Source organism: Staphylococcus sp. NWU MK-U1, from assembly GCF_033283505.1.
GTDB classification, from domain to species: domain Bacteria; phylum Bacillota; class Bacilli; order Staphylococcales; family Staphylococcaceae; genus Staphylococcus; species Staphylococcus haemolyticus.
In genome coordinates this window covers 51704-77917 of the sequence record NZ_JAVSMG010000003.1, presented here as the reverse complement: position 1 = coordinate 77917, position 26214 = coordinate 51704, and the positions used below count along the sequence as shown (strand labels likewise).

At 33.7% G+C, this 26214-nt stretch carries 26 protein-coding genes and 1 pseudogene; 16 read left to right on the top strand and 11 right to left on the bottom strand.

Annotated features, from left to right (window positions below; all coding sequences use genetic code 11):
* Positions 1-113 precede the first annotated feature (113 nt).
* Together SBL16_RS05930 and SBL16_RS05925 are read left to right on the top strand one after the other, a co-directional pair.
* Positions 114-1166 carry an LLM class flavin-dependent oxidoreductase gene (locus SBL16_RS05930; protein WP_107611225.1) on the top strand — a complete coding sequence of 351 codons (1053 nt, stop codon included), beginning with the start codon at positions 114-116 and terminating at the stop codon, positions 1164-1166.
* Between the two features lie 18 nt (positions 1167-1184).
* Positions 1185-1544 carry a DoxX family protein gene (locus tag SBL16_RS05925; RefSeq protein ID WP_107611224.1) on the top strand — a complete coding sequence of 120 codons (360 nt, stop codon included), beginning with the start codon at positions 1185-1187 and terminating at the stop codon, positions 1542-1544.
* 70 nt (positions 1545-1614) lie between these two features.
* On the opposite strand, the gene SBL16_RS05920 is transcribed toward SBL16_RS05925, so the two are convergent.
* From SBL16_RS05920 to SBL16_RS05905, 4 genes are all read right to left on the bottom strand, one after another.
* On the bottom strand, positions 1615-2454 hold the full coding sequence (locus SBL16_RS05920; RefSeq protein ID WP_107611223.1) for an SDR family oxidoreductase: 840 nt from the start codon (positions 2452-2454) through the stop codon (positions 1615-1617).
* A gap of 141 nt (positions 2455-2595) precedes the next feature.
* The gene (locus SBL16_RS05915) at positions 2596-3072 is read right to left on the bottom strand and encodes a peptide-methionine (S)-S-oxide reductase (protein ID WP_107611222.1); all 477 of its coding nucleotides are present in this window, start codon (positions 3070-3072) and stop codon (positions 2596-2598) included.
* A 74-nt stretch (positions 3073-3146) separates the two neighbouring features.
* Positions 3147-3503 carry a hypothetical protein gene (locus SBL16_RS05910; protein WP_107611221.1) on the bottom strand — a complete coding sequence of 119 codons (357 nt, stop codon included), beginning with the start codon at positions 3501-3503 and terminating at the stop codon, positions 3147-3149.
* 14 nt (positions 3504-3517) lie between these two features.
* Positions 3518-4516, bottom strand: coding sequence for a DUF4352 domain-containing protein (locus tag SBL16_RS05905; RefSeq protein WP_233641236.1), 999 nt, complete (start codon positions 4514-4516; stop codon positions 3518-3520).
* 252 nt (positions 4517-4768) lie between these two features.
* Between SBL16_RS05905 and SBL16_RS05900 the strand changes: the two genes are divergently transcribed.
* Genes SBL16_RS05900 through SBL16_RS05890 form a run of 3 tightly spaced genes read left to right on the top strand, consistent with a single transcriptional unit; the run spans position 4769 to position 6652 of the window.
* A complete protein-coding gene (locus SBL16_RS05900; RefSeq protein WP_053016272.1) occupies positions 4769-4960 on the top strand; it encodes a hypothetical protein in 192 nt (63 codons plus the stop codon).
* 21 nt (positions 4961-4981) lie between these two features.
* On the top strand, positions 4982-5638 hold the full coding sequence (locus SBL16_RS05895; RefSeq protein WP_158260250.1) for a response regulator transcription factor: 657 nt from the start codon (positions 4982-4984) through the stop codon (positions 5636-5638).
* A gap of 3 nt (positions 5639-5641) precedes the next feature.
* Positions 5642-6652 carry a sensor histidine kinase gene (locus SBL16_RS05890; RefSeq protein ID WP_107611219.1) on the top strand — a complete coding sequence of 337 codons (1011 nt, stop codon included), beginning with the start codon at positions 5642-5644 and terminating at the stop codon, positions 6650-6652.
* A gap of 359 nt (positions 6653-7011) precedes the next feature.
* Here the strand turns inward: SBL16_RS05890 and gtfB are convergent, their stop codons facing one another.
* From gtfB to SBL16_RS05875, 3 genes and pseudogenes are all read right to left on the bottom strand, one after another.
* Positions 7012-8349, bottom strand: coding sequence for an accessory Sec system glycosylation chaperone GtfB (gtfB, locus tag SBL16_RS05885; RefSeq protein WP_107611218.1), 1338 nt, complete (start codon positions 8347-8349; stop codon positions 7012-7014).
* Positions 8342-9850 carry an accessory Sec system glycosyltransferase GtfA gene (gene gtfA, locus SBL16_RS05880; RefSeq protein WP_107611217.1) on the bottom strand — a complete coding sequence of 503 codons (1509 nt, stop codon included), beginning with the start codon at positions 9848-9850 and terminating at the stop codon, positions 8342-8344. Before gtfA ends, gtfB begins: the two co-directional genes overlap by 8 nt.
* 16 nt (positions 9851-9866) lie before the next feature.
* A pseudogene (locus SBL16_RS05875) lies at positions 9867-10274 on the bottom strand (accessory Sec system translocase SecA2); the annotation flags it as partial.
* A 53-nt stretch (positions 10275-10327) separates the two neighbouring features.
* Here SBL16_RS05875 and SBL16_RS05870 point away from each other — a divergent pair.
* The 6 genes from SBL16_RS05870 (at position 10328) to SBL16_RS05845 (ending at position 16069) form a co-directional block, all read left to right on the top strand.
* A complete protein-coding gene (locus SBL16_RS05870) occupies positions 10328-10531 on the top strand; it encodes a helix-turn-helix transcriptional regulator (protein ID WP_011274640.1) in 204 nt (67 codons plus the stop codon).
* A complete protein-coding gene (locus tag SBL16_RS05865; protein ID WP_107611216.1) occupies positions 10528-11244 on the top strand; it encodes a DUF3169 family protein in 717 nt (238 codons plus the stop codon). Before SBL16_RS05870 ends, SBL16_RS05865 begins: the two co-directional genes overlap by 4 nt.
* Before the next feature lie 90 nt (positions 11245-11334).
* The gene (locus SBL16_RS05860; protein ID WP_107611215.1) at positions 11335-12180 is read left to right on the top strand and encodes an ABC transporter ATP-binding protein; all 846 of its coding nucleotides are present in this window, start codon (positions 11335-11337) and stop codon (positions 12178-12180) included.
* Positions 12180-12815 carry an ABC-2 transporter permease gene (locus SBL16_RS05855; protein ID WP_053016247.1) on the top strand — a complete coding sequence of 212 codons (636 nt, stop codon included), beginning with the start codon at positions 12180-12182 and terminating at the stop codon, positions 12813-12815. Before SBL16_RS05860 ends, SBL16_RS05855 begins: the two co-directional genes overlap by 1 nt.
* 165 nt (positions 12816-12980) lie before the next feature.
* A complete protein-coding gene (locus SBL16_RS05850) occupies positions 12981-13766 on the top strand; it encodes an arylamine N-acetyltransferase family protein (protein ID WP_107611214.1) in 786 nt (261 codons plus the stop codon).
* A gap of 44 nt (positions 13767-13810) precedes the next feature.
* Positions 13811-16069 (top strand): ATP-binding cassette domain-containing protein, encoded by a 2259-nt coding sequence (locus SBL16_RS05845; protein ID WP_107611213.1) that lies wholly within the window; start codon positions 13811-13813, stop codon positions 16067-16069.
* Positions 16070-16146: 77 nt separating this feature from the next.
* Here SBL16_RS05845 and SBL16_RS05840 read toward each other — a convergent pair whose 3' ends face one another.
* The gene (locus SBL16_RS05840) at positions 16147-17928 is read right to left on the bottom strand and encodes an oleate hydratase (RefSeq protein WP_107611212.1); all 1782 of its coding nucleotides are present in this window, start codon (positions 17926-17928) and stop codon (positions 16147-16149) included.
* A 162-nt stretch (positions 17929-18090) separates the two neighbouring features.
* Here SBL16_RS05840 and SBL16_RS05835 point away from each other — a divergent pair, with 162 nt between their 5' ends.
* Complete coding sequence (locus tag SBL16_RS05835) at positions 18091-18678, top strand: TetR/AcrR family transcriptional regulator (RefSeq protein ID WP_107611211.1); 588 nt, start codon at positions 18091-18093, stop codon at positions 18676-18678.
* 86 nt (positions 18679-18764) lie between these two features.
* Here SBL16_RS05835 and pbp4 read toward each other — a convergent pair whose 3' ends face one another.
* Complete coding sequence (pbp4, locus tag SBL16_RS05830) at positions 18765-19916, bottom strand: penicillin-binding protein PBP4 (RefSeq protein WP_107611210.1); 1152 nt, start codon at positions 19914-19916, stop codon at positions 18765-18767.
* Between the two features lie 213 nt (positions 19917-20129).
* Complete coding sequence (locus tag SBL16_RS05825; protein ID WP_107611209.1) at positions 20130-21269, bottom strand: polysaccharide deacetylase family protein; 1140 nt, start codon at positions 21267-21269, stop codon at positions 20130-20132.
* A gap of 376 nt (positions 21270-21645) precedes the next feature.
* Between SBL16_RS05825 and SBL16_RS05820 the strand changes: the two genes are divergently transcribed.
* Positions 21646-22569, top strand: a complete 924-nt coding sequence (locus tag SBL16_RS05820; protein ID WP_107611208.1) for an ABC transporter substrate-binding protein — start codon at positions 21646-21648, stop codon at positions 22567-22569.
* A gap of 77 nt (positions 22570-22646) precedes the next feature.
* Here SBL16_RS05820 and yut read toward each other — a convergent pair whose 3' ends face one another.
* Entirely contained in the window at positions 22647-23549 is a 903-nt protein-coding gene (gene yut, locus SBL16_RS05815) for an urea transporter (RefSeq protein WP_317953202.1), read from the bottom strand.
* A gap of 217 nt (positions 23550-23766) precedes the next feature.
* Between yut and SBL16_RS05810 the strand changes: the two genes are divergently transcribed.
* From SBL16_RS05810 to ureC, 3 genes are read left to right on the top strand one after another with little or no spacing between them, the layout of a single operon-like run.
* A complete protein-coding gene (locus tag SBL16_RS05810) occupies positions 23767-24069 on the top strand; it encodes an urease subunit gamma (RefSeq protein WP_107611206.1) in 303 nt (100 codons plus the stop codon).
* 12 nt (positions 24070-24081) lie between these two features.
* Entirely contained in the window at positions 24082-24489 is a 408-nt protein-coding gene (locus SBL16_RS05805) for an urease subunit beta (RefSeq protein ID WP_107611205.1), read from the top strand.
* Positions 24489-26204 (top strand): urease subunit alpha, encoded by a 1716-nt coding sequence (gene ureC / locus SBL16_RS05800; protein ID WP_107611204.1) that lies wholly within the window; start codon positions 24489-24491, stop codon positions 26202-26204. Before SBL16_RS05805 ends, ureC begins: the two co-directional genes overlap by 1 nt.
* The last annotated feature ends 10 nt before the right edge of the window (positions 26205-26214 follow it).

Genomic DNA, 26214 nt, shown 5'->3' with positions numbered 1-26214 from the left:
ATCACATATTCACTTTGTAAAATAAAATCTCTAATTCGAAACATTTCTATTGACTAATCCTAAAATAAGGACTACAATTCTAGTATAAAATTTATACCAATGGAGGTGACGTGTTGAAAATAGAATTAGGATTGACTTCATTTGCAGATAATGGTGATATGGTTATGCCTGATGGTACACAAGCTGCTGTTTCAAATGCTCAGAGAATTCGCGATATTGTAGAAGAAATTGAACTAGCTGATCAATTAGGATTAGATATATATGGATTAGGTGAACATCATCGTCCTGATTATGCTGTATCAGATCCAGTGACCGTACTTGCTGCTGCAGCATCACGTACTGAGCATATTAAACTGTCATCTGCAGTAACTGTGTTATCATCAGATGACCCAGTACGTGTGTATCAACGATATGCGACATTAGACGCAGTATCTAATGGACGTGCTGAAATTATGATTGGACGAGGGTCATTCATCGAATCTTTCCCATTATTCGGTTATAATTTAAATGACTACGAAGACTTATTTAATGAAAAGCTGCAATTATTACTAAAAATCAACGAACATGAAGTTGTAAGTTGGAATGGTAAATTACGTCCAAGTTTCGACCCAACAGGTATTTATCCACGTGTCGAACATGGTAAGTTACCTATTTCCATTGCAACTGGTGGTACACCTGAATCATCATTAAGAGCAGGTGCCTTTGGGTTACCAATAACGTATGCGATTATTGGTGGTAATCCTAGACGATTTACACGTAATATTGAGATTTATAAATCTGTCGCAGAATCTTACGGTCATAATCCAGACGAATTATCCGTATCGGTACACTCATGGGGGTACATCGCTGAAACAGACGAGGACGCTAAGAAAGAATTCTTCCCTTCTTTAAAAGCACACCATGATATTTTAGGTCGTGAACGTGGATGGCCTAGCTTTGACGAGAATATGTTTGAAAGAGAAGTAGGAAGTCAAGGCGCAATCTATCTGGGTAGTCCTGAAACAGTTGCCCAAAAAATTATTGAAACTGTTGAAACGTTAGGTCTTAACCGTTTTATGATTCATACACCTGTAGGTTCAATGCCTCATGAGTATGTAATGAAATCAATCCGTCTATTTGGCGAACGCGTTAAACCTATTGTTGATAAATACTTTGAAAACAAATAAAAAGGAGATTTTTAAATTATGATTTTACGTTATGCTGCAAACTTAAAACTTGCTAAAGAATTATATAGCTCTGCTAAACCAAAATTAAAAGGTGATCAAGGTATGATCGATACATTCCAAAATGTATTCGGTTTACCAGAAAGCTCAGTTAAATTAGCTGGTACTGTAGAAGCTGCTGCCGCTGCTTTTTATGCTCCTAGTTTCTTAAACAAAAACTTATCTCGTTTAGGTTCAATTGCTACTTTCGGTGTATTAGGCGTTGCTGCTTACAAACACTTTGAAGCTGGACATGGTAAAGAAGGCGCTCAACACGCTTTAGACTTATTAGGTTTAGCTGCATTAAGCTTTGCTGATACTTTCGATTGCGATAACAAATAATATCGTTAAACTTTATAATGTAAGAGTAGGACGTGCGATGACTATCATCACACGTCCTCTTTTTTATTGTTCACTTTTTTAAAAATTCTGGGAAAGTTTGTGGTTTATCATGCACTAGTTGTTCAAAATCATTTGAATGTTGATCAAGTAACCCTCTTGCACCTGCTTCGTACATTGATGCAAGCAATGCACCAAACCCTTTAGGTTCATCATACATTTCTGAAAATTTTTCCAAAGAAACAGGACTATATTCAATCTTAGAACCTGCTGCTTCAGACAAGATTGCTGCTAACTCTGTCATAGAATAACTATAGCCAGATAGTAAGTATCTGTGCCCAAATTTATCTGGTTGTTGTAATAATGCTACGATACCTCTAGCAATATCACCTCTAGAAATATAATTAATACGACTATCACCCGCTGGATAAATGAGTTTCTGCATATCTGCAAGTTCTGATAAATAAGGTTTCAATGGATCCATATACATCGCCATTCTGACATAAGTATATTTAAGACCACTAGATGCAAGTAAACGTTCAGCATAGCCAAAGTATGGACTCATGTGGAAAGGATTATTATGTTGATCTGCATAGTATCCAATAAACATAATGTGTGCGACATGCGCTTTATGAGCTGCATTAACTAAATTCTCCACTTCAGGGAGTCGTTTAAATGACGGATGAATAATGCTCGGAATAAATATAACCGTATCAATACCTTTGAATGCACGAACCATACTTTCCTCATTAAAATAATCTAATTCTCTAACGCCTACTTTATCTTTCCAGTGTGATGGCATTTTATCTGGATTACGTATCCCAATATTAAAATCAGGAACCTGTTCTTTAATTGCATGTTCAGTGATATGTGACCCAAGATGCCCGGTCGCGCCTGTCAGTAAAATTGTCATTACTATCTCTTCTTTCTTTTATAATTAAATTATCTTCTATAGTACTGTATTGCCCAATTTTGTCTGGATATGTGTATTCATAATGACATTGTTTCGAACTAACCTACACAAAATAGTGATTATTGTAACAGCTCATATTTTTCAAAGATATTTATTCAACATTTCAAGCGTAACATGACAGTATGAGATATCTTCTGGATGTTTATCGAGTCTGTCTTGATGTTCCTCAGCACTTGCAACGTAATTATTTAAAGGTAACACTTCTACGGCAATTCGCTCTTTATCAGGTCGTTTTGAGATGAAGTGGCGTGCTTCTTCAAGATGCTTCTGTTCATCACTATAAATACCTGTGCGATATTTGGGTCCTTCATCAACGCCCTGTTTGTTAATACTATATGGATCTATAATCTCAAAAAGATAATTCATTAAGTCAGTAATTGATGTCTGCATAGGGTCGAATGACGTTTTGACACATTCTGCATAGCCATCATATTTGTCACTGAGTGTTTCAGATATTCCATTTGCACGTCCCGCTTCAGTCGATAAGACACCTGGCAATGTTTTTATAAACGCTTGAACTCCCCATAAACATCCACCTGCAATGTATACAGTTTCCATCTCTAACAACTCATTTCAATTTATAATTAAAAAAATAGAAGGACTTTGTCATAGTTTCCTTCTATTCTATCAAATTATTTCCTAACTAATGCGATAATCCCAGCAACGAGGATTAAAATACCTGATAAATAACCAAAAAATCCTAATAAATATATATGAATTATTGCAGCAACAATAAGTATAATACCAATTAAGACACGTCTTTTATTAATTAAACAGCCTAATGTTAAAGTTATTGCTGATAAAATAATAGAGCTGGTTGCCACAATAGTCATTAATCCAACAAGTTCTGAACCATAACTTTTGTCATAGTTTGTTAGAATTAGCGCAATCAATCCACCAATAATTCCAAATATACTTCCTATTATTCCAAGAATCATTTCAATAATTCTGTTAGTTGGCTTAGGTTCATTCATATAATTATGTTCCATTGTTGTCTCCTTCTCTATGCTGCGTCATCTTCAGAAGAAGTATCTTCTGTATCTTCTGTTCCACTGTCTAATGATGGATCATCAGAACCAGGACCATTTGAATTGTCATCAGATTCAGATGCTTCATTTTCAGCTTCTTCTGCTTGCTGTTGTTCATATTCTTCTTGTGCCAATTGATCTTCATAATCTTGCATTGCTTTTTCGTATTCTTTTTCCGCTTTAGCATTTTCTTTCTCATACAATGCTTCTACACGAGCTTCTAATTGATCATACTCAATTTCTAACACATCTTTAGATACATGGTTCATCTTTTCACCATCAGTGAGTGAATTATATTCATCTACTAAAGCATTGTACATATAAGCAGGGTATGTCACGCCCACGTCCGCTTGATCAGAATCATCATTTTCTTTTTTACTAGAAGATGTTGTATCTGATTCGTCCTCAACATCTGTAGTTGAGCTAGCCGAAGTATCTTTAGTGCTATTTGAATTCTTAATTTCTGATTTATTAATAATCCATTGTGCCCTAACTTTGTTGAAATTAGGTACGGTATCTAATTCTAAAGTATATTGATCACTATCCGGTACATCATAAGTAATGTAGCCTGATGCAGTGTTATGCTGATTTAATTGGTGGCTAAATCCTTCATGCATATCTTCACTACCATACCATTCTTCATAATTCTCGTTATTTACTTTCATACTGAAATCAGTATTATCCATTAAAACTTGATCATCGTTATTATTTCTAAACTTTATGTATACTCTCAAGGCTTTGCCATTTACAGGCGCACTATATTCATCATAGTTATCTACGAATTCTGCTTTAACTACTTTAATATCTACACCGTCAGCATCCACGACTTGACCTATTTTAAATTTTTTCATTTTGTCTGTAGCTTTAGCCTTGTTATTGGCTTCTTCACCTTCTGCTTTATCTTTGTTGTCACTGAAGGAACATCCTCCTAAAAACACTAAAAATATAATACTTATAAAAAATAATCTTTTCATATTAGCCTCCTCATCTTTTTTTGTAAATTGAAAAGATACTATTTACATATATTATTTTATATTTTAAAACTTAAAAAGCAATATATTTTTTATATTTGATTTAAATTTTTTAGTAACATTAATAATTAATTGATATCCCATCCTTTCAAACTCTTTTATATGAATTTAAGAAGATAATACGAATTATTCATAACTTTTTCAGAATTAGTTTTTAAACTGGAATTACAAAATCAGATAAAGGAGTGCATATGAATGACTGGTATCATATCATCTGTATTATTACTCATTTCAATGGGGAGTTTAGCAATAGCTTTTTTAACAGGAATATACGAAATACTTTCATGGTTAAGAGATAAAGATTATTCTCCTAAATTTAAAATTCCCGTATTGTTCTTTGGTTTATACGTGCTATTCTATATACCAACATTTATATTAATTAATTAATAAAACATGGAGGTGAAATATATGGAGGGGTTTCATATTTTATTAGTAGAAGACGATGAAACCATCGCTAAAAATTTAAAACAAATATTACAACAAAAAGGTGCACAGGTGACATTAGATAGAACTGGAGATAGCGTTTTTAACGTATTGAATGACGTTCATATCATTATTATGGATATTATGTTACCCAATAATGATGGTTTGTCTATCACTGATGAAATAAGAAGCATTTCTACTACACCTATTATTTATTTATCAGCAAGAGTTGATATCGATTCTAAAGTTAAAGGTTTGAATAATGGCGATGATTACCTTACCAAACCTTTCAATCCAAGAGAACTTATTTCTAGAATTAATAATCTTTTAACTATCCATTATGCTGATAAAGAGGCTCAATTTTATGAGTTTAAAGTTAATGCTAAAGACAAGATAATCAAATCTAACGATGGAAACCAATTATCTTTAACTAAAACGGAACGTCGATTATTTTTCTATATGTATGAAAATAGAGATTTGATTTTAACTAAGGATCAAATTATTGATTACGTTTGGCAATTTGAATCCGCTTCTGAAAATACTTTGAACGCTTATGTAAAAAAATTAAGAACTAAGTTATTAGATTCTGGAACAATTATTGAGACTATTTATGGTATTGGTTATAGATTAAATGGGGGCTAATTTATGAGACTATTAAAAAAATACTATATGTTCATGGGATTGGGTTTATTATCGATACCTCTAGTTTTTTTAGCTATCAATAGCATGATACTACTATGTATTCTATTTATTGAAAAAGTCTTGGGTTATCCAATCGGTTTAAATTTTAAATCCAGTGGTCTTACAATAATTTTTTATATCTTTTTCTTCTTAATTCTAATTACTTTAGTTATTATTGCTTCACGCTATGTATATAAAATTGTGGATCGTTTACGTTTACTTAATGATAAATTATTAGACATTGCTAATAGTGACAAATTACCTAATAAATTAGACATACCTACTCATATAAATGACGAAATTGATGAAGTTGGCCAATCTATAAATATCTTAATAGACAGACTAAGATATAGAGAGTTAGAAATTATCGAAAACAAAAAGCAAGAACAAAATTACATTAATCAACTTGCCCATGATATTAATACGCCTCTAACTGCATTAAATTTAGAGTTATACCAACTCGGATTTCAATACCAAATTAATGATAATGATATAGAATTATCTTATGAAAAGATAAACTATATTTCTAATTTAATTAAGGCATTACCTAACAAAGATGATATTTCTAAATTTTATACGTTTAACCACCAAGTTGATATACAAGCATGTATAAACACAACAATTGATAAATGGCACTATCTATTAGATTCAAAGAACATATTAACCATTCTAAATGTTGAAGGTGACCGTATTTATTGGCTTGGTGACCAATTATGGTATGAGCGCTTATTCGATAACATTATTTCTAATGTTTATAAACATTCTAATTCATCGCGTATTACTATTTATCTAAATGAGGATTATATTACTATTCAGGATAATGGCACTGGCTTTAATGATATGTCTACTAAATCTAAAGGGTTAACTATTATTAAAGATATTTGCGAAAGATTCTCTTTAAAATTAAATATTAAATCTGATTCTAACGGTACTATAATCACTATTGAAAACAACAGAGAGCAACTATTTATATAAATCATTTATTTGTTAAAACTAGATATACTTTCTTGAAAATTGTTTTAAATTAAAACCACATAAAAAACATAAGCGTTCACATTCTTTCGTGTGTAGTTCTAAGATAGAATACGAAACATAATTGCGAAGACGCCTAGGGGAGCAGTGCCGTAAATGAACGTAAGCGTTCACACACTTATGTAAGTAGTTCAAATGATTAAAATCAAAGAACTGCTATAGAGACGGCACCCCAGGAACGCGAAGCAGCTTATGTGAGTAATCATCTATCTAAGAACGCCTTTACAAAACAAAAAAGCTTTTGAGATAAAAGTCGACTTTTTGTAAGTCTTCATTCATCTCAAAAGCTTTATTATCCTCATTTAATGATTTAACGCAGTCATAATGACATTTCTAAACGTAGATTCATCAATACGATTATTCTGTTCTTGTTGTGCAATGACTCGCTCTTTAAATACACTTGGTTCCTTAGCGATTTCATTCAGTATATCTATTAATTGCTGTGGTTCGTCTTGCTTTGTAATATTCTTTTTAGCAATAAATGAACGACGATGCGCAGTTTCATCATAAGCCAAAATTAATTGATTATGGAGCATTGCACGTTCAACAGCATTAACGATTTCTCCACCTTTATTGATATCTAAATAAACATCGCATGTTTGGAATAATTGATCAATCTTCGCTTGGGTGATTGTTGGATAAAGTTTAACGTTATCATATTTACCCAAGCCCATTAATTTAGCTGACATTTCGGTAATAGCACCAATGTGAAATTCATAATCTTCACACTGTCGTATAATTTCTTCTAAATTTGGAAGATCGTCAGAATTCGTTAAATTAAGTACTTGCTTGTTATAATTATTAGACTTCTGATAATCGTACAAGTAGCCCAATTGACTGATTAAAGGACGATACTGTGCTTCAACATTTGATGTAATAGCCTCAAATTCTACACAATCTGGGATAATTACTTTTGAATTCAGCGTCTCTTTATCTAACAATAACTTCATATTTCCCGGGACATTACCATGACTTTGTTCTTGCCAGAATAACACTGCATTCGACACATGATTCGTTTGATATAACACGAAGAATGGTGTTGCCAATGAATTGATGAATACAGTTGAAGTATCAACATCTATTTGGTCTAAATAAAAGCTAATGAAGTCTTGTTTTGATGCAAAGAAATGCGATTGACCTTGCCAATCCAATATAATATCTTTAGTGACAAAGTTTTCATATAATACTTCTTTCCCTTGACGATCAACATAAGTCTTCAAGATGGGCTTTTTATTTAAATCATATACCGTTTCCGCAAATTTAAATCCATCTTTGTTATAAAAATCAACCGAACGCAAACGGTCCTTTGTATCAAACCACTCCACAAAACTCACAATTCGATTTTTAAAATGCTCGCGATAAAATATTCGCCCTCTTACATTGCCATTATCTATAATTTCTGCATGATTATGATTACCTTTAATTTCCCATAATGGCGGCACTTGAACCTCATTAAAAAATGCTGGTTTATCGTCGTCATTTCGTTTATAATTTGCAAAAAATTGATACGGTGTCATGACGTTATCGGGTAAAAAACCGTCATCATCCATTACAATGGTCTCATGTTTGAATCCTGCAAATTGAAGTGATTGTTGAAGTTTTTGTGATGCTTCATCAAATATTTCAAATAAATTAATCATATAGCACCTCATCAATTAGATTTTGCCACTTTTGCGTAATATGCTCAGTTTTAAACGGTTCTGCAATTTTATAAGATTTCTCATGCGAATGCTTAGGCCCATCATTAAAATACTGAACAATTTTTTCAGCCATATGATTTGTAATGACTTCGACATCTTGGTCATCTTTATCGATTGGTATGAGATATCCATTCTCACCGTGACTAATAAATGTTGGATTACCGTAATTCACATCGAATCCTATCATGCCTAGTCCAGAACCTACCGCTTCCATTAAGGTCAAACCGAACCCTTCACTTGTTGAAGCCGATACAAATAAATCATAGTTCGCATAGATTTCATCTAACTTCTTATGACCTTTAAGTTGAATATAATCTTGTGCTTCATTATCTTTAATGATTTCTTCAATTTTCGATCTTTCGTTACCATGACCATATATATCAAATGTTAATTGCGGCACTTTCTTTTTAGCTTTAATTACAGCTTTCGCTATCCAATCTACATGTTTTTCACTAGCTAACCTAGAAGCCGTAAGCATAGAATATCGCTTTCTTTCCCCAATTGGATAACTTAATTGATGTAGACTACCTACCGGGATAGTTTTGACACGAGGTTGATGTGATGTATATTTTTGGAATTGCTCGGATAAAACTTGATTTTGTAAATCCGTCGCAGTGATATAAAAATCGATATATGGTGCTTGTGCAAATACATATTCGTAATAGTTATTCCACAAAATGTAGCTATCATTTGTAGCATTTTCGCTATAATGTTCCGCATGTACAACAATACCGACTTTACTTGATCCTTTATGTTCTAATATACTTTGACCAACTTCAGTCGATCTATCAATAATAACGATATCTTGTTCAGTCAGATGCAACTTTTTCATAAAATAAGCTACAAATTCCTGTTTACTATATAAGCGAGCATCATCAAATACATAGACACTCGATTCTCCGTCTATATATTCTTTATAAGCAATAGAGCCATCCTCATTGTAAAACTGTCGCTTATATAATTTGGCACGATTTTCATGTGGTGCATAATATTCCGAGAAAGTTCTAACATAGCTATAGTAATCTTTCCGAACTAACATACCGTTAACGACAAATTCTGCACGATCGACAATATTATCATCTTCATTCTTTAAATAACAGCTCACATAGGATTTATCATTCCCGATGTATAAGCGCATAGTTTTACCAGTAATCGTTTGAGCAGTAACAGGATTACCTAAATCCTTTTTCAAGTCATCAACCGTATACGTTGTTGGTGCGATAGGTATATCACTGAAATATTGATATAGCCATATCACTTCATCATCTTTAAACCCGATATTGTCAGTTAACGTTTGAATGTTCTCTGCGGAAATAAAGTCTAGAAAGATGAATTTAGCTGGTTGATTTACCTCTCTTAATAATTTGGCACGATAAGCTTGAGCATATTCTACACCACTGCTCGCCCATCCAATGCCAAAATTAATATTATATACTGTCATCTATGAACACCTCATTTTAAGGAAAATGTACTACTAAATCTTGATCTTTATCAAACGTTAGAATACTTAAACATAAATTACGAATCGTTGCCCGTTTAATATTTATCAGCATCATTTCATATGTTTCTAAAGCCACTTTATGATATTCGAATATTGCATTACGTTGACCATTTTGTCGATTATTAACACTCGCTTTAAGTTGTTGAAGTTGATCAACTTGATTTATCCATTCTACATCTATAGCTTTCAATATTGCTTTTTGAAGAAATCGTAATTTAAAATAATCGTTATTTGCAATTTTCATATTCTCTTTTAATTGTTTGTTAAATTGTTGCACTAGATAATCAATGGTTTGTTCACGTGTTTGAATCTGTTGGCTAATAGCTCTACTTTGACAAAAAAATAAGTCTTTTTGACTAATATACTTGTCAAAATGACAAAGATAATGTAACGTAAAAGCCAAGGAGTTGATGAATATTGCGAAATCGTCTTAAAGAATTACGTGCTCGCGATGGCTTCAATCAAACACAACTCGCTAAACAAGCCGGTATCTCTCGGCAAACAGTTTCTTTGATTGAACGGAATGATTTTATGCCGTCCATTTTAACAGCCGTTAAAATTGCGCGTATATTCAATGAACCAGTTGAAAATGTCTTTATATTTGAGGAGGGAGATTTATGAAAGTAAAACGCTATCTTCTATTACTTGTACTTGGTGGCATTATTGGTGGTTTTGTGGGTTCTTCAATGGGAAGTATTAGTACTTTTCTATCAAATGTTAATTTTGCACATACCCATTTTGGGTTAATCACTTGTATCATTGCATCGCTAATTATCATTGGTCTTACATTTTATTTGTGGAAAGTTCAAAAAGATGCGCTTAAATTTAAAAATCAAAGTCTCAATTCGATTGAAGATGATGATGCTGATTTATTCGAAAAGAAATCCAACTTAAACTTCAATAAATCTAGTATCATCTCATATATTCAATTAATTATAAGTTTTGTTGCGCTTTTATTAATCGTCTTTGGCCATGGTTCAAATATTGATGTATTGTACGCAATCATCCCTTATATGTTGACCATCATACCTTCAATAATGCTAGGCTTTTTCAATCGTCGTTTCGATTCACGTTATCCTAAAATAGGAGAAAAAAATTATACTGAAAAAACCTTAGCACTATTGGATGAAGGTGAACGTCATATCGCTATAGTAAGTATGTATAAAAATTACGGAGTAAACTTAGCACTATTAATGTTCGCAATTATATTTTTAGGTATCTTCTCTATTGATACTGGCTCAAATCAAACATTAGGTATACTATTCTTAATCATTATTTTCGCATATAACAGCTTAGGTTATATGTTAAAAGTACGTAAATTTTACAAATCCTAGTTATTTATTAATTAATCTATATTATGATAAAAGTAACTAATCTTTAATTGAATTAAATCTAATACTAATCAACAGAAAGAGAGGATTATTATGGAACATCTATTGCAAGTGCAAGATCTCAACAAGTCGTACAAGAAATCGAATTTCCATTTGAAAGATATTTCTTTAACGCTTCAACCTGGCGAAGTGATTGGTTTAATTGGTAAGAATGGTTCAGGCAAATCAACATTGATTAACACATTAGTTGGTAACCGTTTTAAAGATTCTGGAGAGATTTCATTTTTTGATCAAGTTGTCTCAGATAAGGATTATGCATACAAAGAGCATATTGGTGTTGTATTTGATGACTTACGTGTGCCTGATAAACTCGAAATTAAAGATATGGATAAAGTTTTTGCAAATATTTTCAAAACGTGGAACAGTGATCGTTTCTTTGAAGTCATTCAGCGTTTCGAATTACCAACTAACGCTCAAATTAAGACGTTCTCAAGAGGAATGCGTATGAAAGCAGCCTTAGCCATGGCTCTAGCGCATGATACAAAATTACTCATACTGGACGAAGCAACTGCTGGTATGGACGTATCAGGACGTGAAGAAGTCATTGAAATGTTGGAAGACTATATTTCAGAGGGCAATGGCATACTCATTTCATCTCATATTTCAGAAGATATAGAACATTTAGCTACAAAGTTAATCTTTATGCGTGATGGTGAAATTGTACTTCAAGAAAGCAAGGAAGAATTGTTAAATCAATACGGTATTGTCGAAGTTGATGAGCATGATGATTTAAATATTCCACAAGACATCATCATTGCATCAAGAGTGAGACAAGGTCAACGCCAAATCTTAGTCAAGGATTGGTCTAGTGTGACAAACGCTCACCCACTTAACACTATTGATGACGCAACAAAATTAATTATGAGAGGTGATAAATAATGAAAGGTCTAATTTTAAGTAGTTTCTATGCATCTAAAAAATCACTTATCACATATTTAATTGTAGCTATTGTAGCAAGTTTCTTATTCGCTTTTATAAATCCAGCAATGGCATGTTTCTTACCAATGATTTTCTTATTGTCACCAGTGACGGATAACTTAAAGCGAGAAAAAGATTCTAAATGGATGTATTATATTTCAACATTGCCAACACATCGAAGTGCTTACATTAAAAGTTATTTCGCATTTTATGGCATACTCATCTTTATCGGATTAATTATTGGATTAATTGCAGTATTAGCGATACATCAGAATTTAATGTTAACACTTATTTCAGGATTAGTAGGTATTGGTGCGGCAGGCACATATGCTATCATGTTCCCGTTAACATTTAAATTTGGTCCTGAAAATTCAAATGTCATCATGATTTCAACATCGGTTATCGTTCTTATTTTATTCTTTATTACTTACTTTGGTGTTATTATGTCTGCCATTGTACGTTCAGGTTCATTCTCTGATTTAGGAACAAATCCTACAGATATACTCTTCATCGGATTATATGCAATACTCGGTTTAATTTGTTTAGTGGCTTCTTATTTCATTTCAATAGCCATTTTCAACAAACAAGAACTGTAATTTTTGAATAATAACATAGTTTAATATATTAATACTGGTTCTAAACACGAGGCATCAATTGCTATCAAGTGTTTAGAACCTTTTTCGTTTCTATTCTTACATGCGTCATTCCATCATTATAGGGTATGGATTACTAAAAGCTTTTAACAAAGGAGTCCTCATCTAATGGATATTCAAGCTATCGAACACTATTTAAATATTGATTCATCAAAATATCATGAACCTTCACTTGAAGCACTCAATTATTATATTAAACGCTATATGTTGACGGTTCCTTTTGAAAATATCAATGTCCAAAATGGCATGCCTGTTTCTGTAGAAATTAATGATTTGTATGATAAATTGATCAATCAGCATCGTGGTGGATTCTGTTACGAAATGAATCATTTCTTTGGGACTTACCTTGAAGAAAAAGGTTTCACCGTATATCGTATGTCTGCAACTGTAGAACAGCCTAATGGCAATCGCAGTCCAGAAGGTTCACACATGTCACTTGTTGTTCCAATTAATGATGTAAATTATGTTGCAGATGTAGGCTTTGGTGACTTACCTTTACAGGCCTTACCTATTACAAATATAGATCCTACTCATCCTGTTACAGATATTACAGGTGAATTCCGAGCAATTTCAGAACATGAAGAAACTTATAGCATTCAGAAACTCGAAGACGATAGTTGGATCACACGTTACGAGGCTCGTTTCCAACCTAAACAAATAGAAGATTTTGAAGATATGATTCAATATAATTCACAACATCCAGATTCTATTTTTGTACAACAACTTATCGTTACTCAACCACAATCATTTGGACGTGCAACGATGTCCTTACACCATCTTACGCTAAGCAAACAAGATGGCAAAGATAAATATGATGTAACTTCAGATAACTACCGAAACATTTTAAAGGAATACTTTAATCTTGATGTTAAAATCAAGCCACTAGAAGCATAATTTAATATGACCAGCAAGGTAATCTAGATTTAAGAGGTGTAATTATGACAAATATAGACATTATCGGTGCCAAACAAAATAACTTAAAAAATATAAATGTATCAATTCCGAAGCACCAATTAACAGTTTTTACAGGGCGTTCAGGTTCGGGTAAGTCTTCCCTCGTCTTCAATACTGTAGCTGCAGAATCTGAAAGATTGTTAAATGAAACATATTCAAGTTATGTGCAACATCAAATGACACAATATGAGAAACCAGACGTCGATCAAATTAAGCATCTTCCTGTCGCAATGATTATTAATCAGAAACGACTTGGAGGTAACTCTCGTTCAACTGTAGGTACAATTTCTGATATTTACGCGTCCGTCCGACTGCTATGGTCACGTATCGGCGAACCATTTGTCGGTTATTCAGATATCTTTTCTTTCAATAATCCTAAAGGTATGTGTGAAACATGTTCAGGACTAGGTTATGTTGAAGATATTGATTTAAATGAATTGCTTGATTATGATAAATCACTTAATGAGGATGCAATTAAATTCCCTTCATTTAGACCTGATAGTTGGCGAGGTAAACGTTATTTATATACAGGTTTATTTGATAATGATAAGAAATTAAAAGATTATACGAAAGAAGAAATGGATACGTTTTTATACACCGAACCAACTAAATTAAAGAATCCACCTTCAAATTGGCCTAGAACTGCTAAATTTGAAGGTCTTATTCATCGTTTCCGTCGTTCATTTTTACTCAATGATAATTTTGAAAAGAAACGTTTTAAAGAAGATATTGACCGTGTAGTATCGAAACATGATTGTCCTGATTGTCATGGACAACGTCTTAATGACACTGTATTAAGCTGTAAAATCAATGGCTTAAATATTGCAGAATTTACAAACCTACAAATCGATGAGGCGTTAGCCTTTTTAAGAAAAATAAAATCAGACAAAGCCCGTGTGATTATAGAGCCACTTAAGAAACAACTAGAAGCATTAAGTTATATTGGGTTGAATTATTTAACATTAGCGCGAGAAACAACTTCACTATCTGGTGGTGAGTCACAACGTATTAAACTCATTCGTCACCTTAATAGTCCTTTAAGCGACTTAGTCTATATTATTGATGAACCAAGTGTCGGACTACATCCAGAGGATATTCAGCGTATCAACGATATCATTCAATCTTTAAAGGATAAGGGCAACACAGTCCTCGTTGTAGAACATGATCCAGATGTTATAAAGACCGCTGATCATATTATTGATTTAGGACCTTTAGCAGGCAAAAATGGTGGTGAAATTACATTTACTGGCTCTTATAATGAATTACTCAGTTCGGACACAAGTACTGGTCAAGCGTTGAACCGACAGCATCAACTTAAAAAAACGCCACGTAAAGCGAAAGACATGCTTCAAATTGCTAATATTAGTCGCAATAACTTACAAAATGTCTCAACTGAACTACCTAAGCATGCAATGACTGTTGTTACAGGTGTTGCAGGTTCAGGTAAAAGTTCACTCATCACTGCAGGATTTGAACGTGAACAAGAGGCTATCTTTATTGACCAGAAACCTGTCCATGCATCAAATCGTTCTAATCTACTTACTTATTTAGATATCTTTGATGATGTACGTAGTTTCTTTAGTCAACATACTGGTCTTAAAAAGAGTATGTTCAGCTATAATTCAGAAGGTGCCTGTCCGGAATGTCATGGTAAAGGTGTTTTAAAAACGGAACTTGCATTTATGCCAGACTTTTCACAAGTATGTGAATTATGTGGTGGTACAAGATATCGTCCAGAAGTGTTAGAAGCAAAAGTAGAAGGCTATTCTATTGCGGATATTTTAGCATTAACCGTGGATGAAGCCATTGAGAAATTTAGCGACAGTCCAGGTATTACACGACCGCTTCAAGCATTAGCGGATACAGGATTAAACTATATGACTCTCGGACAATCATTAGATACCCTTTCAGGTGGTGAAATTCAACGTGTGAAACTAAGCCGTTACCTGACACAAGATGTGACCGATAAGATTTTTATCTTTGATGAGCCAACAACTGGGCTACATGAAGATGATTTGCCAATTCTAATCGATTGCTTTAATCATCTTATTGAAGAAGGCAATACGGTTATCTTGATTGAACATAATTTAACGATGATGACTCAGGCGGATTGGTTAATTGATATTGGGCCTTATGCTGGTGATAAAGGTGGCCAATTACTTTATGCGGGTGAACCTAAAGGCATTTTTGACATCGACAATTCCGTAACCGCTAAACATTTAAAACGATATATTGGCCAATAAATAAACTAAACAAATACCCCCACATGCTGATTAGACACGTGGGGGCATAATTTTGCCATTATGAATTTTATCTACACTTATAGTAACTTGTGTTGGTGCAACAATTCTTCGATATAGGTACCTTTTATTTTCTTCAAGAAAGCGTTAAGAGCGAGTTTCTGTATTTTGTTATGTTCTGAGAGTTCTGATAGATTTTTACCATCATTAAGTTCATATAAGGCATCCATCAATATACGAAGGTCGAATTCTGTTGCAACCACTTCAGGGACACCTCTATCTATGTCCAATAATTGGTATACTGCTTCCATAGCAGTCCTTACCGAATATTCAGTGGTAAATACAGTATCTCTTTCTGTTTCTGCAAAATTACCAATAAAGGCTATGTTGCGAGCATTTTTAGGCACGACAAGTGGTCTGTCTCCAACGGATCTAGGCATGAAATAAGAACAGATATATGGCATATAGACTGGTATCGTATTACATTGCGTTTTAGCGAGGTCTTCAATTTGATTGATAGGAACGCCCATATGATATAACCATTCTTGGCAAATTTCATTTCCACTGCATTCAGTGATAGGTTTATGGATGTAATCCCCGTTTACGTTTGAGTATAATGCATAGATCCAAACGCTCACCTCGTCTACGGGTTGGCTTTTAAATTGTTGTTGACGATTAACAGTAAAACTCATTTGCCATTTAGAATCATTAACAGTAACAATACCACCAGTCACTGTCTTGCCGGCTAGAGGGTCTCGTTTACAAATTTGCTCGATTGTATTAATAATTGTCATGTTATTTGTCGTCGCAGTTGCTGATACAAACCAACTTTTGTCTGGTAAACGATGATAGAACTTTTCGGGACAACCAAACTCAGGGCTCTGTTTGGCAAGATTACGCCATAACGTCCAACTACCACCGATTTCTTTTGTAGGGGGTGCGGGTGTGTTGTTATCTCCATAAGTTGAACTTTCAGTGATACTACCATTTGTAACAAATACTAAATCATCTGACGTTAGAGGAATGATATCATCTTTACCTGAACGCTTAAGTTGTATTTCACGCGCAACCTTCTCTTTCGTTGTGATATCTACTTTGATATTCAACACTTGAACATCATATTGAAATTGCACACCGTGGGACTCTAAGTAAGCAATCATCGGAAGAACTAGTGATTCATATTGATTATATTTGGTGAACTTAAGGGCACTGAAATCTGCTAATCCTCCAATATGATGTACAAAGCGCATTAAATATCGACGCATCTCCATTGCAGAATGCCATGGCTCAAATGCGAACATCGTTTTCCAATAGATCCAGAAATTCGAATGCAAAAAGTCATTTGAGAAGACATCCGTAATCTTCACATCGTTTAATGTCTCTTCTTTCATTAAACATAAATGAATGATTTCTTTAATGGCTTGTGGCGTCAAAGTAAAATCACCATCAGTAGATAACTGATGCCCCCTTTTCTCAATAACACGACAACGTGAGTAATTAGGATCTTCTTTATTTAACCAATAAAACTCATCTAGAACGGAAGCATTATCCATTTCAAGTGACGGGATGGAGCGAAATAAATCCCACAAACATTCGAAATGGTTCTCCATTTCTCTTCCACCTCTCACAACATAGCCTTTTAAAGGAAGTTCATCTCCATCTAAACTTCCACCAGGTTTAGATAATTCTTCTAAAACATGGATTTTTGACCCATCCATTTGTCCGTCTCTAATCAAGAAACATGCAGCAGCTAGAGATGCTAATCCGGAACCAATAAGATAAGCTGATTTACGCTTTACATTTTCTGGTTTTTTAGGACGTGCAAATGCTTCATAATTTCCATAGTTTTCATAGTTTTTAATTTTTAGATTGAAAAGTAGTAAACTATAAGTAATATTAAAGAAATTAATCTACCCTTCGATAGTATTATAAAATGACGAGGGGCAAGAATTGTGCGTCACTTATGTGTGTTTGTAACATAAGCGACAATTTATTCAAACTGTCCGATATGAGGAGTGATTAAGTTGAACAAACAAGATTTACGCGTCCAAAAAACACATCAAGCCCTAATTACTTCATTTTCTGATTTACTACAAACTAAATCTTTTGAACAAATAACGGTTCAAGACTTATGTGCAAAAGCAAATTTACGACGATCAACTTTTTATCGTCATTTTAATGATAAGTATGACTTGTTAAATCACGTTGTCGGCACGTTGATTGATCATTTTAGAGAGCTATATTTACCCGACATTAATCCCGACAATCCACGACAATTTTTTGAAAAATTGATGAGAGATGTTTTGACATTTATTCACGATAATAAAGACATTGTCCGTAGCGTTATAACACTCAATTTTTACGGCGAAGTTTATACTATTTTTTATGAACAAATCTATAAAGCAGTTCAAAAGCAAATTGAATTTGATCGACAGAGTGGTCAATTTTATGTAGATGTAACAATATATGGAGAATTTTTAACTGGAGGTATTTTGAGCGTCATCATGAATTGGATTCAACATGGACAACAGCAATCGATTGATAAAGTGACGAAAGAAATTGTTAATATGATATGTGGCGCAAGAGAAGTACATTTGAAGAAACTGAGCTAAAACGCCTTTATTTAAGATATTCATTATTTGAAAAATGTCGCCAAGATGAAAACTTAGCGACATTTTTTCTAATTTAATTTATTGATTTAGAACCATTTCCATTTTTTATCAGCAGCTACACGTGGATAATGACTGCCTGGTAAGAAGTCCCTATAATAATGAACATAAACTTTACCTTTACTATTGATAGCCAGATGCCATTTGGATTTGTCTTTAGGGACAACATCATATAAATCTTTTTTTACATGATATTTCTTGCCATCTATCTCATGGTCTCCTTCAGTTAACACTTTCTTATATTCATATTTTTGACGATATTGTTTAATGATTTGATTACCTATTCTATTTCTATTGTACTTCGCATTTACATCACCAAAGTGTTTCACATTCATTATTGTTTCATTTAGACGTAATTGATCTTGCTTATTTGTTAGTGCAATGTTATAACCCTTATTACTTGTACCTGTCTTTAAGCCATCTGTACCAGGTAAATATAGTGGTTGCCCTTTTAAAGATAGATTCGTACTTTTAAAAGTATTTCCTTTTTGAGTATCCCGTGGCAACTTAGATATTTGTAATATCTGAGGGTACTTCTTAATTAACGCTTGCATTAAAAGGTTCATATCTTTAGCGGTACTTTTAGGGTAATCTTGTTTCTTAAATTTTGAAGGTGCATATTGATCTAATAAACTATTCTGCGCACCTGCTGGATTGACAAAATTTGTATTATCCATATTAAACGATTTAGCTTGTTGATTCATTTTATTAGTAAATGTATTATTATCGCCACTTACTTTCTCACCTAATATCATTGCTGCGGCATTACTTGATGCTAAAGTGGTTTGTTTAATTAATTCTTCAATAGTATACGTTTGACCTTGTTTCAATGATACTGATGATAGGTTTGGTAGGTTGGACATGGTAGCATACTTATTTGTAATTTTCACTTTGTCATTGAGCTTTAACTTCCCATTCTCAATCGCTTCATAAGTTAAATATAAGGTCATCATTTTAGACATAGAAGCAGGGTCAACCTGATTATTTCCCCGGTAATTATATAGAATTTGCCCTTGATCAGTAGTAAGCATGACACCACTAGGCTGATATTTCGTACTAATATTACTATTCTTTTCTTTATTAGCAATAGTTACTGGCGATTCACTCGCATCACTTATCGAAGTATGTAATAACGAAATCGTAGCGATAATACCTATTCCTTTTACAAATTTACCAAACAAAATATCCCCTACTTTTTTTAATATTAATAATGTTGCACAATACTTTTTATAACAATATTATAGGAATAATACAACTACATTCAAAATCATAACCACTTAAATATATTGTTGTTACTTACAATACATTTTTGATATCAATCAAATTTTGCCTGCTTTTAATGAAAAATTGAAACTCTGAGAACTACCATAATGCAATTCTCAGAGTTCGACTAATTATTTATAACCCTTCTCACCTTTAAAATAACTACGATCTTCTTTGCTATAAACTTTGTCTGGATCTACAAATGGTTTCAACTTGTATTTAAAGTCATATAGATTCAAACCATCGATAGCAACACGGTCTTGATAAACGCTATCTTCACCAATATCAGTAAAATTATTCGGACCTACCCCAGCTAAGAATTTAAATTCTGCTTTATTCTCTAGGTACTGATAACCTGCTGAACCTCTATCTTGCGCACCATGAGGGAAAATAAATAAGTCCGTTTTGCCAATAATTGGCGTTACTTCTTTCTTCCAACGTTCTGTATCCTTCACAATACGATCATATGAACTATTTGCAAAATCAATGTGCCCCCAAGAATGACTTGCGAATGTCCAACCATCGCGTTTCATTGCATTTGCAACTTTTATCGCTTGTTCTTTACGCTTAGAGTAGTCTTTACTATCCAATTCATTCGTGCGATATCCGAGTACCCCATTGTATCCAGTTAAACCAACTACACCTTTTTGTCCATTCAATGAAAAATCTGGATGTTCTTTTACGAAACGATTTAGAATCGGAACAATATCATTCGATTCACTTTGAGTAACCTTACCATCTTTGCCTTTCGTTTCAGATACAACATGATTATATTTGTCTAATACTAAGCGATCTGCATAACCATTTCCTCTCATATATTCATAATAATTCATATCATCTATTGATAAAATTAACGGTTTCTTTCCTTTAGGCAACTTAAGTGATTTCTTTTTAATAGGTTTAGAATTGAAATCATATGCATCATGTGGATCAATCAATATGTAATGATGCTTATATAATTCATCAAGTGAGCGTTTAAATTCTTCAACGGTAATCATCCAATCATTATTCCCTTTGGCTTGATTCGCTTCACCAGTAAACGCCACTTTAGGATCCGTAATTAAAGGATGGAAGAAGATATGTGCTACATCACCCTTATATTCAACCCAATCTTTTTGACCAGAACTACGCTTTTTCGCATAAATATTCTCTTCTTTATTATGCGTTTCTTCTTTAGCTTTTTTCTCATGCGTTTGCGATGTCGATTGACATGCACATAAAACAATGGCTATTAAAACAGTGAATACACTCAACAAATATTTTTTAATCATGTATTGGCTCCTTTATGTAAGAAAGTAATTTTATGCCGATCACTAAATATTATATAACATTTTTATACTATGAATAACATATCATTTCTAACTTAACGGAATTTTTACATGAAATTAATTTTATTCAATATTAAATTATTTGTTTCTTCTTTTCACGAGGAATTTCAAACTTACATTAACTACAATCGCTAAAACGATTAAGCTTTTCAATATTAATTCATAAATTGTTGGCATCGAAAATGTACTAATAAACACAAATATTAGTATGAGTACTATCGCAATTTTATCGTGAATATCTAATGTCATTACGCTCACCTTTAGCTTTAATATAATTTCCTATATAATTGCATTATACATATAAAAGGAGATGGATGTTTTGAGAAAATTATTAGCCTTGGCATTAGTGTTTATATTAGCCTTAGCCGCTTGTGGAAACAATGGGGATAATAGTAATTCTAAAGATGCGAAAGAAGATACTAAATCTTATACAACTGACGATGGTAAAAAAGTTAAAATCCCTAAAAATCCTAAACGTATAGTTGTTTTAGGAACAACATATGCAGGTGGTTTAAAGGAACTTGATGCTAATATTCAAGCTGTAGCTAAAAACGTGGATGATAGTTCAGTATTAAAAGATAAATTTAAAGATGTTAAAAAAATTGACCCTGAAAACGTCGAAGCCGTAGCAAAAGAAAAACCAGATTTAATCATTACTTACAATACAGATAAAAACTTGAAGAAATTGAAAAAAATCGCACCAACTGTCGCATTCGACTATATGAAACATGACTACAAAGAACAACATTTAGAATTAGGTAAAATTATTGGTAAAAAAGATAAAGCTCAAAAATGGGTAGACCAATGGGAAGACAAAACAAAAGATGATGGCAAAGAAATTAAAGATGCCATTGGTAAAGATGCAACTGTATCAATCATTAAAGACTTTGATAAAAAAATCTATGTTTTAGGTAAAACATACGGTCACGGTAGTGAAGTGCTTTATGATTCATTTGGTCTAAAAATGCCAAGCAAAGTTGAAAGTGCCACTAAGAAAGAAGATTTAGCTGATATTTCTGCTGAACAAATTCCAGAAATGGCTGGAGATTACGTTGTGACACCTGTCGCTAAAGGCGCTGAACTTTCATTCGCTAATAAAGATGTTTGGAAAAACACAGACGCAGTTAAAAAAGGTCAAACATTTAAAGTAGACGAAGGTATTTATTGGTTAAATGACCCTTACTCACTTGACTATGAACGTAAAGATTTAAAGAAAAAATTATTAGATTCTGCAAATAAATAATGATTTTCTCGATTTAACTAAAAACCATCAATGAACCAGAATAGCTGGTTTATTGATGGTTTTTCTATTCGATCATTTTAGGTTGTTTCTTCAAACGTTTGTTTGCCAGCAAATAAAACTATCCACGTTGCAAATATAAAAGGTGCTGTAAATACAGGTAAGCCTACTGGTGTAAGTAACGTTGCGATTGCACCATGCATTACTACAGTTAATAATAACCCTGTAATAACGGCAATATAAGTATCGAGTTTAGTTTTAAATGTTACACCTAACGCTATTCCAGTAAGTATAGCGTTATAACCATATAGACCATTGGTGATTGATGGATAATCTCCACCTAATAAGACAATAAATGCCACTGCTAAGATACTAGAGATTACCGCATATACGCCACCTCTTATTGATCCTACAAAGATACCTATAATAATCAACACACTACCAAGCATAGATGTCACAAGAAATATCTCACTAAAATTGGTTGTAATTCCACTAATCCAACTTATATGGTTATGACTAATATCAGGATGTTTCACCTGTTGAGGCAATATATCAATCGTTACTTTTAATTTTGAAAATTGCGTCGTCATAGCTAACACGAGCCATGTCATCAATACAAATGGAAATGTTAGCATCGGTATGTCAAATGGTTTTAATAGTTCTCTAATGGCAGCACCCATTGGCAAAGTTAAAATGGTTGCAAGTATCAATACTATCCAAGCTACCACTGAGGATTGAAGGAATAACGCTAAACCAATAGCAGTTAACACAGCATTATACCCTGCTAACCCATCTTGAATTTCCGCTTCACTATAATTGAAATAAGGTGCCAATAAGATTGATAAGACGCTACCTATCATTGCCGCTAAACCAATTTCCCATTGAGCCACAAACAAACCAATTAAAATGAATATACCTGACCATTTATTATTCATAAACACTACTTGCGCTATATTCTTGAAAAATATATCTACATACTTCACAAACTCACCTTACTCTTTAGTTATTACTAAACATTCCTTTTAAATTCTAGCACTATTAGTAGCACTTACAAAATACTTTCACAATATTTAAACATGTAGAAATACAATTTGAGTTTGAATTTAAAATAATCGTATTACTATATTGCTTGTACTCTACCTTTAACAGTTCTAACATTAAAACTACGAAAGTTATTCTAAATGGAAAGAAGGAATAGATGTGCATTTTACTCAACGTGAACAAGATAAGTTGATGATTGTTGTAGCTGCAGAAGTAGCAAGACGTCGTAAAGCACGTGGTTTAAAGTTAAATCATCCTGAAGCACTTGCATTAATCAGTGATGAATTACTTGAAGGTGCCAGAGAGGGTAAAACGGTAGCCGAGTTAATGAGCTACGGTAAAACAATTCTAAATGAAGAAGATGTAATGGAAGGCGTTGCAAGCATGATTAAAGAAATCGAAATTGAAGCAACATTTCCAGATGGTACGAAACTTATTACAGTCCATCATCCAATCGTCTAAGGAGGCTATATTATGATTCCTGGAGAAATTATTGTTAAAAAAACTGAAATCGAAATTAATCATGGGCGTGCAGAAACGGTGCTTGTTGTTAAAAATACCGGAGATCGCCCAGTACAAGTTGGCTCTCACTTTCACTTCTTTGAAGCTAACAAAGCTTTACAGTTTGAACGTGAAAAAGCTTATGGCAAACACTTAGATATCCCCGCTGGTGCAGCCGTACGTTTTGAACCAGGCGACGAAAAGAAAGTCCAACTTGTTGAATATGCAGGTCATCGTAACATATATGGTTTCCGTGGTATGGTTAACGGTAAAATTGATGAAAGTCGTGTTTACCGTCCAACCAACGAAGATGATGAATATGCCGGCGTATTTAATGATGAAGGCGAAGAAAACCTCAATAAAAAAGGAGGACAAGACTAATGAGCTTTAAAATGACACAATCTCAATATACCAGTCTTTATGGTCCGACCGAAGGCGATTCAATTCGTCTAGGTGATACAAATTTATTTGCTCAAGTTGAACATGATTATACAAGTTACGGAGATGAAGTCACTTTTGGTGGCGGTAAATCTATTCGTGACGGAATGGGGCAAAATCCAAACGTGACACGTGACGACCGTTATGTTGCAGATTTAGTTATTACAAATGCAGTTATCATTGATTACGATAAAGTCGTTAAAGCCGATATCGGTATCAAAAATGGCTACATCTTTGCTATTGGTCAAGCTGGTAACCCAGATATTATGGATAATATTGATATTATTATCGGTGCAACAACAGATATCATTTCAGCTGAAGGAAAAATTGTGACAGCTGGTGGTATTGATACACACGTTCATTTTATCAACCCTGAACAAGCTGAAGTTGCACTCGAAAGTGGTATCACGACTCATATTGGAGGCGGTACTGGCGCATCAGAAGGTACGAAGGCTACAACAGTTACACCTGGACCTTGGCATATTCATCGTATGCTTGAAGCAGCTGAACAACTCCCTATTAATGTAGGTTTTACTGGTAAGGGGCAAGCTGTTAATCACACTGCACTTATTGAACAAATACACGCAGGTGTAATCGGTCTGAAAGTACATGAAGACTGGGGTGCAACACCTTCAGCACTCGATCATGCATTAGAAGTAGCAGATGAATTCGATGTTCAAATCGCACTTCACGCCGATACATTAAATGAAGCTGGATTTATGGAAGATACAATGGCAGCAGTCAAAGGTCGTGTCTTACATATGTACCATACTGAAGGTGCGGGTGGCGGACATGCGCCTGATTTAATTAAATCCGCTTCATATCCTAATATCTTACCTTCATCTACCAACCCAACATTGCCTTATACACAAAATACTGTAGATGAACATTTAGATATGGTTATGATTACACATCACTTAAATGCATCTATTCCTGAAGATATAGCATTCGCTGATTCTCGAATTAGAAAAGAAACCATCGCAGCTGAAGACGTACTTCAAGATATGGGCGTATTTAGCATGGTTAGCTCTGATTCACAAGCTATGGGACGTGTCGGTGAAGTGATTACACGTACATGGCAAGTAGCTCATCGTATCAAAGAACAACGTGGATTCTTAGATGGTGATGCAGAATACAACGACAACAACCGTATTAAACGTTATATCGCTAAATATACAATTAATCCTGCCATTACACACGGTATTTCAGACTATGTCGGTTCAGTAGAAGGTGGTAAGTTAGCAGATTTAGTTATGTGGGAACCAGCCTTCTTCGGTGTTAAACCAGAACTTATAGTTAAAGGTGGTTTAATTAATGCCGCAGTTAATGGTGACGCCAATGGTTCTATTCCAACATCAGAACCTCAAAAATACCGTAAAATGTATGGCCAATATGGTGGTAACTTACAGCACACTGCCATTACATTTGTTTCTAAAACTGCATTCGAAAGTGGTATTTATCGTAGCTTGAACCTACAACGTATGGTTCGACCTGTTCACGGCATCCGTAATTTAACGAAAAAAGATATGAAAAATAATGATGCTACACCAAAACTGGATGTAGATCCACAAACTTATGAAGTATTTGTTGATGGCGAAAAAGTGACTAGTGAACCTGCTACTGAACTACCGTTGACTCAAAGATACTTCTTATTCTAGGAGGTTCATT

Bases quoted from the DNA above. Each gene is read 5' to 3' on its own strand.
- SBL16_RS05925 (WP_107611224.1), top strand. From the start codon at position 1,185: ATGATTTTACGTTATGCTGCAAACTTAAAACTTGCTAAAGAATTATAT.
- SBL16_RS05920 (WP_107611223.1), bottom strand. From the start codon at position 2,454: ATGACAATTTTACTGACAGGCGCGACCGGGCATCTTGGGTCACATATC.
- SBL16_RS05915 (WP_107611222.1), bottom strand. From the start codon at position 3,072: ATGGAAACTGTATACATTGCAGGTGGATGTTTATGGGGAGTTCAAGCG.
- SBL16_RS05910 (WP_107611221.1), bottom strand. From the start codon at position 3,503: ATGGAACATAATTATATGAATGAACCTAAGCCAACTAACAGAATTATT.
- SBL16_RS05905 (WP_233641236.1), bottom strand. From the start codon at position 4,516: ATGAAAAGATTATTTTTTATAAGTATTATATTTTTAGTGTTTTTAGGA.
- SBL16_RS05900 (WP_053016272.1), top strand. From the start codon at position 4,769: ATGACTGGTATCATATCATCTGTATTATTACTCATTTCAATGGGGAGT.
- SBL16_RS05895 (WP_158260250.1), top strand. From the start codon at position 4,982: ATGGAGGGGTTTCATATTTTATTAGTAGAAGACGATGAAACCATCGCT.
- SBL16_RS05890 (WP_107611219.1), top strand. From the start codon at position 5,642: ATGAGACTATTAAAAAAATACTATATGTTCATGGGATTGGGTTTATTA.
- gtfB (WP_107611218.1), bottom strand. From the start codon at position 8,349: ATGATTAATTTATTTGAAATATTTGATGAAGCATCACAAAAACTTCAA.
- gtfA (WP_107611217.1), bottom strand. From the start codon at position 9,850: ATGACAGTATATAATATTAATTTTGGCATTGGATGGGCGAGCAGTGGT.
- SBL16_RS05865 (WP_107611216.1), top strand. From the start codon at position 10,528: ATGAAAGTAAAACGCTATCTTCTATTACTTGTACTTGGTGGCATTATT.
- SBL16_RS05860 (WP_107611215.1), top strand. From the start codon at position 11,335: ATGGAACATCTATTGCAAGTGCAAGATCTCAACAAGTCGTACAAGAAA.
- SBL16_RS05855 (WP_053016247.1), top strand. From the start codon at position 12,180: ATGAAAGGTCTAATTTTAAGTAGTTTCTATGCATCTAAAAAATCACTT.
- SBL16_RS05850 (WP_107611214.1), top strand. From the start codon at position 12,981: ATGGATATTCAAGCTATCGAACACTATTTAAATATTGATTCATCAAAA.
- SBL16_RS05845 (WP_107611213.1), top strand. From the start codon at position 13,811: ATGACAAATATAGACATTATCGGTGCCAAACAAAATAACTTAAAAAAT.
- SBL16_RS05825 (WP_107611209.1), bottom strand. From the start codon at position 21,269: ATGATTAAAAAATATTTGTTGAGTGTATTCACTGTTTTAATAGCCATT.
- SBL16_RS05805 (WP_107611205.1), top strand. From the start codon at position 24,082: ATGATTCCTGGAGAAATTATTGTTAAAAAAACTGAAATCGAAATTAAT.
- ureC (WP_107611204.1), top strand. From the start codon at position 24,489: ATGAGCTTTAAAATGACACAATCTCAATATACCAGTCTTTATGGTCCG.